The 15,274-nt window shown below is 64.6% G+C and carries 14 protein-coding genes; 7 read left to right on the top strand and 7 right to left on the bottom strand.

Translation table 11 applies throughout. The features are described 5' to 3' along the window. The first annotated feature begins 95 nt into the window (after window positions 1–95). Complete coding sequence (locus QX124_RS24030) at window positions 96–2,195, top strand: LamG-like jellyroll fold domain-containing protein (RefSeq protein ID WP_315798465.1); 2,100 nt, start codon at window positions 96–98, stop codon at window positions 2,193–2,195. 96 nt (window positions 2,196–2,291) lie between these two features. Here the strand turns inward: QX124_RS24030 and rpsI are convergent, their stop codons facing one another. From rpsI to QX124_RS24045, 3 genes are all read right to left on the bottom strand, one after another. Then, window positions 2,292–2,774, bottom strand: coding sequence for a 30S ribosomal protein S9 (gene rpsI / locus QX124_RS24035; protein ID WP_172109671.1), 483 nt, complete (start codon window positions 2,772–2,774; stop codon window positions 2,292–2,294). Window position 2,775: 1 nt separating this feature from the next. Continuing rightward, on the bottom strand, window positions 2,776–3,240 hold the full coding sequence (gene rplM / locus QX124_RS24040) for a 50S ribosomal protein L13 (protein WP_315798466.1): 465 nt from the start codon (window positions 3,238–3,240) through the stop codon (window positions 2,776–2,778). A gap of 158 nt (window positions 3,241–3,398) precedes the next feature. Then, window positions 3,399–3,827 carry a PaaI family thioesterase gene (locus QX124_RS24045; RefSeq protein ID WP_315738295.1) on the bottom strand — a complete coding sequence of 143 codons (429 nt, stop codon included), beginning with the start codon at window positions 3,825–3,827 and terminating at the stop codon, window positions 3,399–3,401. 84 nt (window positions 3,828–3,911) lie between these two features. On the opposite strand from QX124_RS24045, the gene QX124_RS24050 reads away from it, so the two are divergent. The 3 genes from QX124_RS24050 to QX124_RS24060 all read left to right on the top strand — a co-directional run bounded on the left by QX124_RS24050 (window position 3,912) and on the right by QX124_RS24060 (window position 7,143). Beyond that, on the top strand, window positions 3,912–4,733 hold the full coding sequence (locus tag QX124_RS24050) for an enoyl-CoA hydratase (RefSeq protein WP_315798467.1): 822 nt from the start codon (window positions 3,912–3,914) through the stop codon (window positions 4,731–4,733). A gap of 315 nt (window positions 4,734–5,048) precedes the next feature. Continuing rightward, window positions 5,049–5,633, top strand: a complete 585-nt coding sequence (locus tag QX124_RS24055; RefSeq protein ID WP_315780275.1) for a CoA-binding protein — start codon at window positions 5,049–5,051, stop codon at window positions 5,631–5,633. Between the two features lie 226 nt (window positions 5,634–5,859). Further along, window positions 5,860–7,143 (top strand): O-acetylhomoserine aminocarboxypropyltransferase, encoded by a 1,284-nt coding sequence (locus QX124_RS24060; protein ID WP_315780277.1) that lies wholly within the window; start codon window positions 5,860–5,862, stop codon window positions 7,141–7,143. 329 nt (window positions 7,144–7,472) lie between these two features. Here the strand turns inward: QX124_RS24060 and QX124_RS24065 are convergent, their stop codons facing one another. Beyond that, window positions 7,473–7,667, bottom strand: a complete 195-nt coding sequence (locus QX124_RS24065) for a hypothetical protein (protein WP_315798468.1) — start codon at window positions 7,665–7,667, stop codon at window positions 7,473–7,475. A 318-nt stretch (window positions 7,668–7,985) separates the two neighbouring features. Between QX124_RS24065 and QX124_RS24070 the strand changes: the two genes are divergently transcribed. Then, window positions 7,986–8,324 (top strand): hypothetical protein, encoded by a 339-nt coding sequence (locus tag QX124_RS24070; RefSeq protein ID WP_315738300.1) that lies wholly within the window; start codon window positions 7,986–7,988, stop codon window positions 8,322–8,324. A gap of 110 nt (window positions 8,325–8,434) precedes the next feature. Here QX124_RS24070 and QX124_RS24075 read toward each other — a convergent pair whose 3' ends face one another. After that, window positions 8,435–9,067, bottom strand: a complete 633-nt coding sequence (locus tag QX124_RS24075) for an RraA family protein (RefSeq protein WP_315738301.1) — start codon at window positions 9,065–9,067, stop codon at window positions 8,435–8,437. A gap of 130 nt (window positions 9,068–9,197) precedes the next feature. On the opposite strand from QX124_RS24075, the gene QX124_RS24080 reads away from it, so the two are divergent. Together QX124_RS24080 and QX124_RS24085 are read left to right on the top strand one after the other, a co-directional pair. Continuing rightward, entirely contained in the window at window positions 9,198–10,097 is a 900-nt protein-coding gene (locus tag QX124_RS24080; RefSeq protein ID WP_315798469.1) for a LysR family transcriptional regulator, read from the top strand. A 172-nt stretch (window positions 10,098–10,269) separates the two neighbouring features. After that, a complete protein-coding gene (locus tag QX124_RS24085) occupies window positions 10,270–11,178 on the top strand; it encodes an amino acid ABC transporter substrate-binding protein (protein ID WP_315798470.1) in 909 nt (302 codons plus the stop codon). A gap of 95 nt (window positions 11,179–11,273) precedes the next feature. On the opposite strand, the gene QX124_RS24090 is transcribed toward QX124_RS24085, so the two are convergent. Both QX124_RS24090 and QX124_RS24095 read right to left on the bottom strand, forming a co-directional pair. Continuing rightward, entirely contained in the window at window positions 11,274–14,693 is a 3,420-nt protein-coding gene (locus QX124_RS24090) for a DEAD/DEAH box helicase family protein (RefSeq protein ID WP_315798471.1), read from the bottom strand. Beyond that, complete coding sequence (locus tag QX124_RS24095; protein WP_315798472.1) at window positions 14,694–15,239, bottom strand: hypothetical protein; 546 nt, start codon at window positions 15,237–15,239, stop codon at window positions 14,694–14,696. Window positions 15,240–15,274 lie beyond the last annotated feature (35 nt).

The raw sequence follows: 15,274 nt of genomic DNA on the forward strand, positions 1-15,274 counted from the left end.
CATCGAAACGATAAGAAACCTTCTCAAATTTGAGATCATCTCTCCCTAACACGTCCCGACCGCGGCGCGATCCGCCGCTCGAGGTGGGGACGAGGATGTCTTTCGACGACGATTCATCGAACAACAAGCCGGCCGCAGGCCATCATCCGTCGCGCGGTCCGGAGCCGATGCAGGGCGTGGACCGCCGCACGCTGCTGCGCAACGCGATGGGCGTTTCGGCGCTCGGCCTCGGCGCCAGCCTGCTGCCCGGCCAGGCGGCGCACGCGCATTGGCGCATGCATCATCACCACCATCACGTCACGACCAGTTTCGCGCTCGCCGTCCTTCCCGATACGCAGTTCTACTCGCGCTATGCAACGTCGGAAGAAGGCCAGGCCTATCAGCGCCAGTATGGCAGCACGCCCTATCCGGCGCAGACGCAGTTCATCGTCGACAACGCCGCGAAGTATCACATCCCGTTCACGATCCATCTCGGCGACGTCGTCGACCAGTCCAAGCATCCGCAGCAATGGGCGGTCGCCGACGCCGCGATGAAGCTGCTCGAGAACGCCGGCCGGCCCTATTCGGTGCTCGCCGGCAATCACGACGTGCTGTCGGCGCTGGAGTTCGAAAGCGCGACAAGCCAGAGCGCGGGCACAGATGCGCAGCGCGGCTCATCCGAGCCCTATCTCTCATGGTTTCCGACCAGCCGCGCGGCGAAGCAGCGGACCTTCCTGGAGCGCCATCCGACCGGCTGGCACGAGGCGCATGTGTTCCACGCCTGCGGCGTCAGCTTCATGGTGCTGTCGCTGTCCTGGCGCGCCTCGGATGATGCCATCGCCTGGGCGCGCAGCATGATCGCGCGCCATCCGATGCTGCCGGTCATCCTCGCCAATCACCAGTTGCTCAACATCGCCAATGACGGCACGAGCCCGCTCGAGGTCGCCTACGGCCAGTATCTCTGGGACAAGCTGATCCGCAGCAACGACCAGATCTTCATGACCCTCAACGGCCACTATCATGGCGGCGCGCTGCTGACGAAGATCAACGACTTCCACAATCCGGTCCACCAGATGGTGGTCGACTATCAGATGGCCTATCAGGGCGGCAACGGCCTGATGCGGCTCTACGAGTTCGACTTCACCCGCAACAAGATCGACGTCGCCTCGTTTTCACCGTGGGTGGTCGCGAAGCCGAAGGACAGCCTCAAGCAGTTCGACCGCGCCTGGCTGACCGAGGACAATCACGAGTTCACCATTCCCATCGACTTCCGCCGCCGCTTCGCCCGCTTCACCAATTTCTGCCATCTGCCGGCCTTCGCCGGCACGCCGATCCTGCCGCGCGTCAAGCAGGATCTCTACGCCAACTACACCGAGGCGCCCGAGCCGGTGGTGGTGCCGCCGGCGAACGAGCAGGACTATCCGCTGATCGCCGAGACGGTTGCGCATTGGCGGATCGCCTCGTCGGCGATCGGCAAGGCGGTGGCCGCCGGCACTGCACTGCCGGACCTCACCGCCGCCAACCCGATGCAGCGCGCCTCGCTCACGGGCGCAGCTCAAGTGGCTGACGTCGCCTTCACCGCCGACAAGCATCGCCTGTCCTCGGCGCCGGGCAGCATGCAGTTCCTCAACACGACCAAGCAGGGCGCCGGCCGCTTCAGCTGGTTCACGACCGCGGCCAACGCGCCGATCAACGCGGCAACGTTCGCATCCGGCTATACCGTCGAAGCCTTCATCAAGATCGATCCGAACTGGAAAGCCAGCGACCACGCCTGGTGCAACATCCTCACCCGCTTCGGTAACCGCGGCTGGCTGCCCGGCTATGCCGGCGGCGACCCGGAATCGCCGCCGATCCTGTTTGCGATCTCGAACCTGCGCGAGGTGCAGTGGGAGATCGTGCCGTCGAGTTCGACCCAGCAGCCGCAGACCGATTGGTCCGGCGAGATCATGCTGAACACCTGGTACCACCTCGCGATCGTCAACGATCCCAAGGACAATTCGACCGTGCTCTACATCGAGGGCGCGCCGGTCGTGCGCAGCGTCATCGGCGGCAACGGCCTCGCGAGCGTTGCGGCGAGCCAGCCCTGGGCACTCGGCTGCGGCTGGTGGGATCGCGCACCGTCGGACGGCTTCATCGGCAGCATCGGCGAGGTCCGCGTGGTGTCGAAGCCGCTGGCACCGAACCAATGGCTGACGGCGCGCCGCGCCAGCGCCTGATCCGCACAGGCCTCACGCAAAACAAAACGGGCGCCCGCAAGGGCGCCCATTCGTATTGGTAGCTGGCGGGTCCGGCCGCAGCCGGAACCAACGAGATCAACGCTTCGAGAACTGGAAGGAGCGGCGGGCCTTGGCCTTGCCGTACTTCTTACGCTCGACGACGCGCGAGTCGCGGGTCAGGAAGCCGCCCTTCTTGAGGACGCCGCGCAGCTCCGGCTCGAAGTTCGTCAGCGCCTTGGACAGGCCGTGACGAACCGCACCGGCCTGGCCGGACAGGCCGCCGCCGGCGACCGTGCAGATCACGTCGTACTGCCCCTTGCGGGCGGCGACGACCATGGGCTGCTCGATCATCATGCGCAGCACCGGACGGGCGAAGTAGACCTCGATGTCGCGGGTGTTGACGGTGACCTTGCCGGAGCCCGGCTTGATCCAGACGCGGGCGACCGCGTCCTTGCGCTTGCCGGTGGCATAGGCGCGGCCGAACTTGTCGACCTTCTTCTCATACTTCGGAGCGTCCGGAGCCGTGACGGCGCCCTTGAGCTGCGACAGCTGATCGAGAGACTGGATGCTTTCGGCCATCTTATGCGGCCCTCGTGTTCTTGCGGTTCAACTTGGCGATGTCGAGCTTCTCGGGGTTCTGCGCCTCGTGCGGATGATCGGGTCCGCCATAGACACGCAGGTTGCCCATCTGCACCCGGCCGAGCGGCCCGCGCGGAATCATGCGCTCGATGGCCTTCTCGATCACGCGCTCGGGGAAGCGGCCCTCGAGGATCTGGCGCGCGGTGCGCTCCTTGACGTGACCGACATAGCCGGTGTGCTTGTAGTACACCTTCTGCTCGCGCTTGCGGCCGGTCAGGACGGCGTGCGCGGCATTGACGATGATGACGTTGTCGCCGCAGTCGACGTGCGGCGTGTAGATCGGGAGGTGCTTGCCGCGCAGCCGCATGGCGACCAGCGTAGCGAGACGGCCGACGACCAGACCCTTGGCGTCGATCACGACCCACTTCTTCTGGACCTCGGCCGGCTTTGCCGAAAAGGTTTTCATGAGAGATATCCGTGACAGGGAGAATGCGGCGCGGATGACGCGCCGGACTGGTCGCAGCTTCTAGAGAAGCGCCCCGCATTCGTCAACGCCATCGGCGCAAAATTACGCCAACGAAAACATGAGGTTATAAATATGGTGCAATAATACCCTCGAAAACCTCACGCATTCGGAATGGAATAGGTGGCCGTGACGTGGGCGATCGGATCAGGCGATTCCCCTGACAATAGCGTGACTTCGCCGACCGCCAGCCGCTTGCCGAGCTTGAGCAGCCGCGCCTCGGCCAGCACGTCGGCGCCTGCCGCGCCCTTGCGCAGGAAGTTGATGTTGAGATTGGTGGTGACCGCGAGCCCGACCGGGCCGATCGCCGACAGCAGCACCACGTACATCGCGAAGTCGGCCAGCGCCATCAGGGTGGGCCCGGAGACCGTGCCGCCAGGACGCAACATGCGCTCGTTGAAGCGCTGGCGCATCCGGCAGCTCCGGCCGTCGGCGCTCTCGATGCTGATGTCGCCGCCGGTGCGGAAGGCCTGGGGAAATTCCGCGTGCAGGAACGCTTCGAGTTCCGCGATGCTCATCTTCGCCGTCATGTCTCCCCCTGCTCTGTCGCGTTGCCTTCTGTTACATTAGCCGCGATCCAGCGCCCAAACGGAAATCGCCAACCGGAAATCGCAATGTCCGCCCCTGCCCTCGCCAATGCTGCCGACGCGCCGATCCTTATGCGCGAGATGGTCGGCCCCGTTGCCGTGCTGACGCTGAACCGCCCGGCGCAGCGTAACAGCCTGTCCGAGCCGCTGATCGCGGAGCTGCATCAGGCCCTGGCCGAGATCGGTGCCGACAAGGCCGTGCGCGCCGTGGTGATCGCGGCCAACGGCCCGGCGTTCTGCGCCGGCCATGACCTCAAGGAGCTCACCGCCCGTCGCAGCGATGCCGATCGCGGCCGCGCCTTCTTCGCCAAGCTGATGAACGCCTGCAGCGCGATGATGCAGGCAATCGTGCATCTGCCGAAACCCGTCGTCGCCTCCGTGCAGGGCATCGCCACCGCAGCCGGCTGCCAGCTGGTCGCGAGCTGCGATCTCGCCGTCGCCTCCGAGCGCGCGTCGTTCGCGACGCCCGGCGTCGACATCGGCCTGTTCTGCTCGACGCCGATGGTGGCACTGTCGCGCAACGTGCCGCGCAAGCAGGCGATGGAGATGCTGCTGACCGGCGAGCCGGTTCCGGCGGTGCGCGCCCGCGACATCGGCCTGGTCAATCGTGTCGTCGCCCACGGGACTGAACGCGACGCGGCGATTGCGCTGGCACAACAAGTCGCGCGCAAGTCAGCCTATACGATCAAGCTCGGCAAGGAGGCGTTCTACCGCCAGGCCGAGATGAGCCTTGCCGACGCCTATCGTTATGCGGCAGAGGTGATGACGCAGAACATGCTCGCCCGCGACGCGGAGGAAGGCATCGGCGCCTTCATCGAGAAGCGGACTCCGACCTGGCGGGATGAGTGACGCCCGCCGCTCTCTCCTCCGTCATTGCGAGCGCAGCGGCGTGTCGGCCGAAGCCTGCAAGGCGAAGGCGGACGCAATCCAGAGTTCCACCCGAGCCTCTGGATTGCTTCGTCGCGGAGCCTGTCATCGGGCCGCGCGTTCGCGCGGACCCGTTGGCTCCTCGCAATGACGGCATCAATAACTTCGTCATTCCGGGGCGATGCGAAGCATCGAACCCGGAATCTCGAGATTGCTGAACTCAGCTCGGGATTCCGGGTTCGCCCTTCGGGCGCCCCGGAATGACGATGCCCGATATAACTAATAGAAACGTGCCCCATGAATCACGACACCTATCCCGACGACTACATCCGCGGCATCCTCAACGGCGTGAAGGTGATCGCGATGGTCGGCGCCTCGCCGTCCGAGATCAGGCCGAGCTTCTTCGCCTTCAAATATCTGGTGCAGCGCGGCTACGACATGATCCCGGTCAATCCCGGCCATGTCGGCAAGAGCCTGATGGGCCGGCCGTTCGTCGCCTCGCTCGCCGACATCGGCCGTCCCATCGACATGGTCGACATCTTCCGCAGCTCGCAGCACATCATGCCAGTGGTCGACGAGGCCTTGAGGCTGTCGCCTTTGCCGAAAGTGATCTGGATGCAGCTCGGCGCGCGTGACGATGCGGCGGCCGAAAAGGCCGAGGCCGCTGGGCTGAAGGTCGTCATGAACCGCTGCCCCAAGATCGAATATGGCCGGCTGTCGTCGGAGATCTCCTGGATGGGTGTCAACTCGCGCACCATCAGCGCCAAGCGCGCGCCGATCCCGACCCAGGGCATGCGGCTGTCGCTGAACCGCACCAGCGTCGGCGGCGGCACGACGGCAGCGGCCGACCGCGCCGCGAAGGACAGAAGCGATCCCTCCTGACGCATCTGCGAAAGGATCGTGTCGCGACGACGGCGCGACACAGCAACGCATTTCAAATCCGACTGATTATCGCCGCCAGCCTTGACGGCATCTTGCCCGGTGGCAAATGTCCTCCGCCGGGATGACGCGGAGGCGCACGACGGCGCGCTATTGACACCGTCTCCCATCATCGATCCCTGCATCAGCCGGCGCCGCTGCGCGAGGGATCAAGCCAAGAGGAAACATCATGACCGACCGTGCCCCGGGATTTGCCACCCTCGCCATTCACGCCGGCGCCCAGCCTGACCCCACCACCGGCGCGCGGGCGACGCCGATCTATCAGACCACGTCGTTCGTGTTCAACGATGCCGACCACGCCGCCTCGCTGTTCGGGCTGCAGGCGTTCGGCAACATCTATACCCGCATCGGCAACCCCACCAACGCCGTGCTCGAGGAGCGCGTCGCAGCTCTCGAGGGCGGCACCGCCGCGCTGGCCGTGGCCTCTGGCCATGCCGCGCAGGTCGTGGCGCTGCAGCAGTTGCTGTCCCCCGGCGACGAGTTCATCGCCGCGCGAAAACTCTATGGCGGCTCGATCAACCAGTTCACGCATGCGTTCAAGAGCTTTGGCTGGAACGTGGTGTGGGCCGACACCGATGACGTCGCGAGCTTCGAGGCGGCGGTGAGCCCACGCACCAAGGCTGTATTCATCGAGTCGATCGCTAATCCCGGCGGCACCATCACCGACATCGAGGCGGTCGCGCAGGTGGCGCGCAAGGCGGGCGTGCCGCTGATCGTCGACAACACGCTGGCCTCGCCCTATCTGATCCGCCCGATCGATCACGGCGCCGACATCGTGCTGCACTCGCTGACCAAGTTCTTAGGCGGCCACGGCAACTCGATCGGCGGCGTCATCGTCGATGCCGGCACCTTCGACTGGGCCGGCAGCGGCGACAAATATCCGATGCTGACGCAGCCGCGTCCCGAATATCACGGCATCCGGCTCCACGAGACGTTCGGCAATTTCGCCTTCGCCATCGCCTGCCGCGTGCTGGGCTTGCGTGATCTCGGACCGGCGCTGTCGCCGTTCAACGCCTTCATGATCCTGACCGGCATCGAGACCCTGCCGCTGCGCATGCAGAAGCATTGCGACAACGCCAAGGCCGTCGCCGAATATCTCAGCAAGCATCCCGGCGTGGCCTCGGTGAACTACGCCGGCCTGCCCGAGGACAAGTATTACACGCTGGCGCGCAAATACTGCCCGAAGGGCGCCGGCGCCGTGTTCACCTTCTCGCTCAAGGGCGGCTACGACGCCGGCGTCAAGCTGGTGTCGAACCTGAAGCTGTTCTCGCATCTCGCCAATGTCGGCGACACCCGCTCGCTGGTCATCCACCCGGCCTCGACCACGCACAGCCAGCTCGACGACGCCGCCAAGATCAAGGCCGGCGCCGGCCCCGACATCGTCCGCATCTCCGTCGGCATCGAGGACAAGGAAGACCTGATCGCCGACCTCGAGCAGGCGCTGAGCGCGTAAGGCGCGTTTCGCTCTACGGATCGCGCCGCGCATCGGCGTGCGGCGTGACGAGCGCATCTCTCACCACGTCATGGCCGGGCTTGTCCCGGCCATCCACGTCTTCGCCCCGGCAATGACGATGTGGCTGCGCGGGCCGTCGCCGCGCCGAAGGGGCTTCGGCCCCGCAGGCGGGACAAGCCCGCGCATGACGAGTAACTGACGGCTGAGACAGCAAGCGGCCCCGAAAACAAAGAGAGCGCGGGCGGCCCCCTGGGCTTCCGCGCTCTCCTTCGTCCCACGGCCGGGCCGTTGCCGGCTTCTCGGACCGCGCCCTCGTTAACTCCAGGTGATCATCTCATCAGCTGCAACAGGCGCGCGTGCATCTGGCCGGCCAGTGGCAGCGCGGAGGCCGCGATCAGCCGGCTTGCCGACAGCGCCTGCAGTCCTGCGGCGCCCTCGTCGATGGCAGCGAGTTCAGCGTTGACTGAGCCGGTCCGTGATTGGAGATTTTGGCGCGCCGACGCCGAAAACATGATCACCGACATGCTCGAAACCTTCTGGTCTGAGACTCTGATGAAATGCAGCAGAGATTTTCGCGCCCGGACGCAGCGGCCGGGCTGCATTCGGCCGACCTTCAAAATCGCCGGCAGCAGTAAGCTTGCACCCGCAGAACTTAACAAAAGCTGAAAATGCCCGTCCTTCTACGGATGATTGCAGCCAACTGTCGGATGCCGGAAGGATTTCGTTAACCATACCCGGCTCATCCTGCCGCCCGTGGAATCGCCTTCCGGACCCGCGTGAAAGCAGCGGTGGATGTATCGCGAAGCGCCGACGCCACCCGAACAGAAGTCGAGGAGAGCAGGATGCGAACGTTGGTGATCATGATGCTGCTGGCGGCCATCGCGGCGAACGGCGTCGTGCTCGCAGCCGACCTGCCGGCCGTCCACGACAAGATCGTGCACATCAAGGCCCGCCGCGCCGTGAGAGCGCCGCCGCCGACGGTCGTCGTCGTCAGGGACCAGGACTCGCTGATCTCCCCGATGTGGCCCTCGACGCCGCTGCTGTTCGGCCGCCAGGAGCTGCCCGGCTATTACGGCCGCGCCTTCTCCTACGACTACCAGGGCCCCTATTACGGCGGCGAAGGCTACACCAACTACATGTTCCGCCTGCCTTATGCCTGCGGCGTGTATGGGTATTGCTGAGCGGGGTGCCGTTGGCATGCAAGTAGCCCGGATGAGCGAAACGACATCCGGGACGACAAGGACGAGGTCCGCATACCGCCAAGGCTCGTACGGATGACCGCAATAGACGCCTATTTTGCGTAGGCACCGCCATAGCGCCCCGCGCGGATGCTCGCCAGGATTTCGGCTTCACGCTGCTCCTGCGCGCGGGCGGACTCGAGCAGTTCGGATGCGATCGCCGGCGCGAAAGCGACCACTCCGTCGGCGTCGGCAACCACGATATCGCCTGGCGTGACGATCATGCCGCCAATCGACACCGGCACGTTGATCGTACCCGGACCGTTCTTGTAGGGGCCACGGTGATTGACCGCACGCGCGAACACGGGGAAGTCGGAATTCATCAGCACGCCGGAATCCCTGATCGCACCGTCGACGACAATCCCGGCCGCGCCGCGTTCCCTCGCGATGGCGGCGATGATCTCGCCGACCAATGCCCGCGTCTCGTTGCCGCCGCCATTGACGACGAGGACGTCGCCAGGCGTAATAAGATCGAGCGCGCGATGAATGAAGAGATTATCCCCCGGCGCCGTATTCACGGTCAGCGCGATCCCGGCCATCGGCGAGCCCGTATAGAATGGCCGTAGACTGGCTGCACCAGGCAACCGCTGAAGGTTGTCGCTGATCACGGCCGTGGAAACGCTCTTGAACGCGGCGACGACCGCCGCATCGATCGGCGCACCAGGCTGCGCTTGTCCCTCACCCATTCTTGCTCCCCGTCTTGCACAGTCCAGAGCGTCGCTCGATGGCGCCCCGCCTCGGCGGTGTAGGACTCGTCTTGAATTCAGAAAACCGATAAATGGAGATATCGATCCATCTCTTTTTTGAATGCGAAAAATGGTCACCCTGAAGCAGCTAGAAGCTTTGAACTGGATCGCGGAGCTCGGCACGTTCGAACGCGCCGCAGCCAAGCTGAACACGACGCAATCGGCGATCTCGAAGCGCATCCAGGAGCTCGAGGCCTCCGCGCGCGTTCCGCTGTTCGATCGCAGCCAGCGCGGGGCTCGTCTGACCGAACGTGGCGAGCAGATCCTTGCTCTTGGCCGACAGATGTTGGCGTTGCAGGACCAGATCCTGGAGTTGAAGGACGGCCGGCAGTCACCGGCCCGCCGTCTGCGGCTTGGGGCGACGGAGCTGTCAGCTCTGACATGGCTGCCGCGTCTGGTTTCGGCCATTCGCGAAGCCCATCCGGCGGTGATGATCGAGCCTGAAGTCGACACCTCGCGAAGCCTCTACGATCGGCTGATCGAGGGCAGCCTCGATCTCGTCGTCATCCCGGACGTCTTCTCTGACCCGGAGGTGACGTCAGTGCGGCTTGCCGAAGTGCAGAACGTGTGGACGGCGCGCCCCGGCCTGGTCAGATCGCGCCGGAGCCTCGATTTCGACGAGCTTGGTCATCATACGATTCTGATGCAGGGCCGTCGCTCGGGCTCCGGCCTCTTCGTCAACAAATGGCTCGCGGCCAACGGCGTCTCCTTCAAGCGCGCCATCTCGGTCGACAATCTGACTGCGCTGGTCGGGCTCGCCGTGGCCGGCCTCGGCATCAGCTATCTTCCGCAACGCTGTTTTCGTCCTCTCTTCGAGCAGAAGAAGCTGGTCATCCTGCCCGTCAAGCCGACGCTGCCGGCCGTGCCCTATGCGGCCATGTATCGCAACGACAGACCCTCGGCCTTCGCGGCCGCCGTAGCGGATCTGGCGCGCCAGACCTGCGATTTCGGCCGTCAACTCGAAGGTTAGACCTGGCAGGTGAACCCGGCGACGACGCCCGGCGCGGCGATCCATCACCTCCAGGAATGAGAAAGAAGGCGGTTTTATCCCTTTTCATCCAGGCCGGACGCAGCGAGGCTGCATCGTCGCTGCGCGTGCAACGCTGCACGCGCGAAGAGGGTTGCTGCGAGGAGAGGCTTTGATGCGCATTTGGGGACTTCTGCTGACGGCAGCGCTCGCTGCAAACGCCGCCGGCGCCGAGGAACTGACGGGCACGCTGCAGAAGGTCAAGGAGACGAACAGGATATCGATCGGCTTCCAGGAATCGTCGGTACCGTTCAGCTATCTCGACGGCAACCAGAAGCCGGTGGGCTACGCGCTCGACATCTGCGCCCGGATCGCGGATGCGGTCAAGAAGGAGCTTGGGCTTCCTAACCTCACGATCGAAACCGTTCCGGTGACGTCATCCAATCGCATACCGCTGATGACGAACGGCACGATCGACCTCTTGTGCGCCTCCACCACCAACAACGCCGAACGCCAGAAACTCGTGACCTTTGCCAATACGCACTTTCTCAGCGCCACACGCTTTGCGGCCAAGAAGTCGCTCTCGCTCCAGACGATCGACGACCTCAGGGGAAAGACGGCCGTCGCGATCGCCGGATCGACCAACATCGCACAGCTGAACAAGGTCAATGTCGAACGCAAGCTCGGCATCAACATCGTTCCGGCCAAGGACCAGGCCGAGGCGTTCCTGATGCTGGAGACCGACCGGGCTCAGGCCTATGTGCTCGATGACGTCCAGCTCGCGGTCGCCATCGCGCGGTCGAAGGACCCGGCGGCGTACATGATCAGCAGCGACGCATTCTCCAAGCCCGAACCTTTCGGCATCATGCTGCGCAAGGACGATGCGCCGTTCAAGGCCATCGCCGATCGCGTCACGGCCGGGCTCTATCAGAGCCCCGCCATCGAGGCGCTCTACAAGAAGTGGTTCGAGTCACCCGTGCCGCCGACCGGGATCAACTTCAACTACCCGATGCCGGCCCCCTTACGCGCCGCGTTCAAGTCGCCCAGCAGCAGTCCCGACCCGGACGCGTATGCGCCCGATTGAAGCTCGCGATATCCGTGCCAACAGCAACGGCGGAGACTAGCCTCATCCGCCGCATGAGCCCGCGACACGAAGGCCCATAGATATTGCCGAGAGGGCTACGCCACCGCGCTGGCGTTGATCGCCTTGATGGTGTCGAACAGCTTGACCACCCTGCTCTCGTCGAACAGATGTTCCGGCCCTGTCGGCGCGATGCCCGTGAAGGGCGGCTCGTAGAGCAGCGCCGGGTCCATCACGCCCTGATCGGTCAGGTGCTCGATCACCATGTCGATGAATTCGATCTGCGCCGCCGACGCCGTGCCGCCGGCGATGAACTCGCCGAAGGCCGCGCTGACCGCCGCGCGGTCGAGCCCGACCAGCGAGCGCACGAAGCGGCCGAAGCCGTGGCTGACCTCGCGCGCGCGTTCGATATCGCCGGCCTCGCCGATCCCGGCCTCCAGCAGCATCCGCTCCAGCTCGGTCAGGTCATAGGCCGTCAGCGGTTTGCCCTGACGCAGCTTGTTCAGTGACAGATTGTCTCGATGCGCGCGCAGGAAGTGGCGCGCCTTGGCCTTGAAGCGGGCAAAGTCGGCTTCGCCGACCTGGGGCAACTGCAGTTCGACGCCTTCGCCGATCTCGTCGGCGAAGTTCGAGTATACGACGGTCTTGCGCCCCTTCTCGATGTGCTGGATCAGGTCGCGCAGCCGCAAGCGAACGAGTTCCAGCAGCGGCACGGTGACGCCTTCCCACCACTGCTCGGTCTGGATCTCCTCGATCAGCTCGGCATGCCTGGCAATCGCGGGAATACCGGTCTGGTCCTCCAGGGCGGAGGCGATCTCCAGGAGCTGCTTGCGCAAGGTATCGAAGCGCTTGGATCCTTTGAGCAGCGCCAGCTCGAGCTGGAACATCAAGAGGTCGAAACGCTTGGCGTCCTCGGTGCCGAGCATGTGGCTCGACGGCAGCGGCGCGATCTCTTCGACCAACTCCTCGCGCTTGTGCTCGTCGATCGCGTCCCACTCCCGGGGTTCGCGATACTTCTCGACCGCGCGGCGGTGCTGGCGGACGATGAAATTCTCCGTGTTGAGGCCGCCGACGATCGCCTGCAGGGTCGCGGCAGCGGACGCCCGAATCTCCGGCTCGCTCGGTGGCTCGTCTTGGTCACCCTCATAAGGCGCCTGCTCGCCGGCCGAAAAACCGCCGCCAGCCGCCTTCGACAGCTTCTCATCCAGCGCCCGCACCAGGTCGAGCCGCCCCGCAAACAGCCGCTCGGACAGCGACTTCGCCGCGGAGGCTTCGTTCAGCTCCGGATTGGCGCCGAAGAACTCGATGTTCTGGCAATAGTCGAAGACGCAAAACTCCTCCTTGTCCTGCCCAGGACCGAACAGGTCCGGACACAGCCGCGTGCCGCGCCCGATCATCTGCCAGAACTTGGTCTTCGAGCGCACCGGCTTGAAGAACACGAGATTGACCACCTCGGGCACGTCGATGCCGGTGTCGAGCATGTCGACCGAAATCGCGATGTGCGGCACTTTGGTCTTGATCGAGAAGTCGTCGATCAGGGTCTGTGCATAGGCCCCGGTCTTGTGGGTGATGACGCGCGCGAAATGCCCGGCCAGTGCCGGATAGGCCACGTTGAAGCGCGTCTCGATATATTTGGCGTGGTCCTCGTTCTTGGCGAAGATGATGGTCTTGCCGAGCCGGTCGCCGCCTTCGACCTTGATGCCGTTCTGCATCAGATGCGCGATGACGAGATCGACCGTCTCCTCGTTGAACAGCCGCTTGTTGACCTCCGCCGCCTCGACCGTGTCGGGGACGTCGTCCTCGCCCCATTCCAGCATGTCCCACTGGTCTTTTTCCTCCGCCGAGAGGTCGTCATAGCGCAGGCCGGAGCGGACGATTTTCAGCGGCACCGAGATCGTCTTCGGCGGCACCAGATGCCCCTCGGCCACTGCCTCCTCCAGCGAATAGGCATCGGTCGGCACGCCGTCTTCGAGATCGAACAGCGAATAGGTGTTGCGGTCGATCTCGTCCTTCGGCGTCGCCGTCAGCCCGACCAGGAAGGAATCGAAATACTCGAAGATGGCGCGATAGCGCTGGTAGACCGAGCGGTGCGCCTCGTCGATCACGATCAGGTCGAAATGGCCGGGGCCGAATTTGAGCTTGCCTTCCTGGCGGCCGTCGATCAGCCCCATCATGGTCGGATAGGTGCAGATGAAGACGCGCCCGTCGGCGGTCCGCTCGGTCACCAGATTGACCGGCGCGGCGTCCGGCAGATGCGCCTTGAACGCACCCGCCGCCTGGTTCACCAGCGCAACGCGGTCGGCCAGGAACAGCACCCGCTTGACCCAGCCGGCGCGCATCAGGAGGTCGACCAGCGCGATCACGGTGCGGGTCTTGCCGGAGCCGGTCGCCATCACCAGCAGCGCCTTGCGCTCGCGGTCCTCCTCGAAATGTTTGGCGATCGAGCGGATCGCCCGGTGCTGATACGGCCGCTCGACGATCCTGCGGCTGATCGCCTCCGCGGCCAGCGACTTGCGGCCGGTGCGGCGCTGGATCAGGAGCTCCAGCTCGTCGCGCTTGTAGAAGCCGCCGATCTGCCGCGGCGGATAGCGCGTATCGTCCCAGATCCAGTGCTCGTAGCCGTTGGAATAGAAGATCACCGGGCGCTGGCCGTAGCGCGCCTCCAGACGGTCGGCATAGAGCTTGGCCTGCTGCTGGCCGGATCGCGCATCCTTGCGCGTGCGCTTGGCCTCGACCAGGCCGAGCGGCTTGCCGTCCGCGCCCCACAGCACGTAGTCGACGAAGCCCACGCCCTCATTGTTCGGCATGCCCTCGACGCGAAACTCGCGATCATCAGGCTGGTCCAGCGGCCAGCCGGCCTCGCGCAGCAGCAGATCGATGAAGCGGTCGCGGGTTTCGGCCTCATCGTAATTGTGCTGATCCGGCTTGGCCTCGGCCTCTTTCCGCGCGGCGGCGACCTCGGCGCGCAGCTTCTTCAGCTCGGCATCAAGGTTGTCCTTGTCGAGCAACAGCTTGGTCAGCTCGCCGTCCTTGGCATCGAGCTCGGCCTGCTGGGTCTTGAGCTGGACGAACGCCTTCTTCAACACCTCGTCGCGGCGCGACAGCACGGCCGGGTCGAAGCTCAGCCCATCGGCTGGCTTGGCCTTGGCATAGGTGCGGGCGAACCAGAAGCAGACGTGGAACAGCTCCTTGACCGCGCCCGTGGCATCGCCGGCGCTGATCCGGCGCGCCTCATGAACGGCGCGGTTGCGCAGCGTGTTGATGTATTTGGCCTTGGCGAAGACAGCCTCGCCCGCGGCGCGGCGGAAGCTCGGCTCATGCAACAGCGCCGCGATGTTATCCTGGTAGGGCAGCTTGAGATTGGGGTCGGACCGGAACGCCCATTTCACCGCGACCTCGACGGTCTTGCCGGCAAAGAACGCCGCTGCTGTCGGCGACACCGCCGCCTGGCGCTCGGCCTCGACCGCCGCCTCGTGCACGGCCGGAAATTCAGCGGCGAGAAAGGCGAAGTTGGACATTCAGCCGATCTTCTTGAGTTTGGGGAAATCAGCTTCGAACGCGCGCCGAACAGGAAGCCAATCCTCATCGGAAAGGTCATGAGACCAATTTACGGTGTTGAGGACCGTGTAGCCCGCCTTACTGAGCTCATCAGCAAGGCGCCGCTCCATCGAACCGACGATATTCCGATACGGTGTGTGAAGCTCCATGAGCCCCCGGACAGCCGCTTTATCGGAATGCTTGAAGTTCTCGGGTTTTGCGATCTCTGGGTAGATCGGACCATGCGCGACGAACTCGAACCGCTCACAGTCCTCGGGTTCGATCTTCTTGTCTGAAAGATGCCGCCGCAATGCATTCTGGTTCTCAAGCAAGCCGAGATGTTGACCCATGCGATTATACGGCGACGAAGCATTGGGGCTCGAATTGTCACCCGTCCGACCGACATAGAGCAGTTCTTGCTGCCCTCGCCTGACGACACGCCAGACGTAGAGCCATAACCCTCGCCGCAGCATGGGCCCGCGCAGCGTCACCCGGAATGTGCCAATCGCCGACGTATCAGCTTCCACCCTTCGCCCCTTGGACAACCGCAACTCTTGAGCGA

Origin of the sequence: Bradyrhizobium sp. SZCCHNRI3043 (assembly GCF_032377735.1) — a bacterium.
In the GTDB taxonomy this organism is placed as follows: Bacteria; Pseudomonadota; Alphaproteobacteria; order Rhizobiales; family Xanthobacteraceae; genus Bradyrhizobium.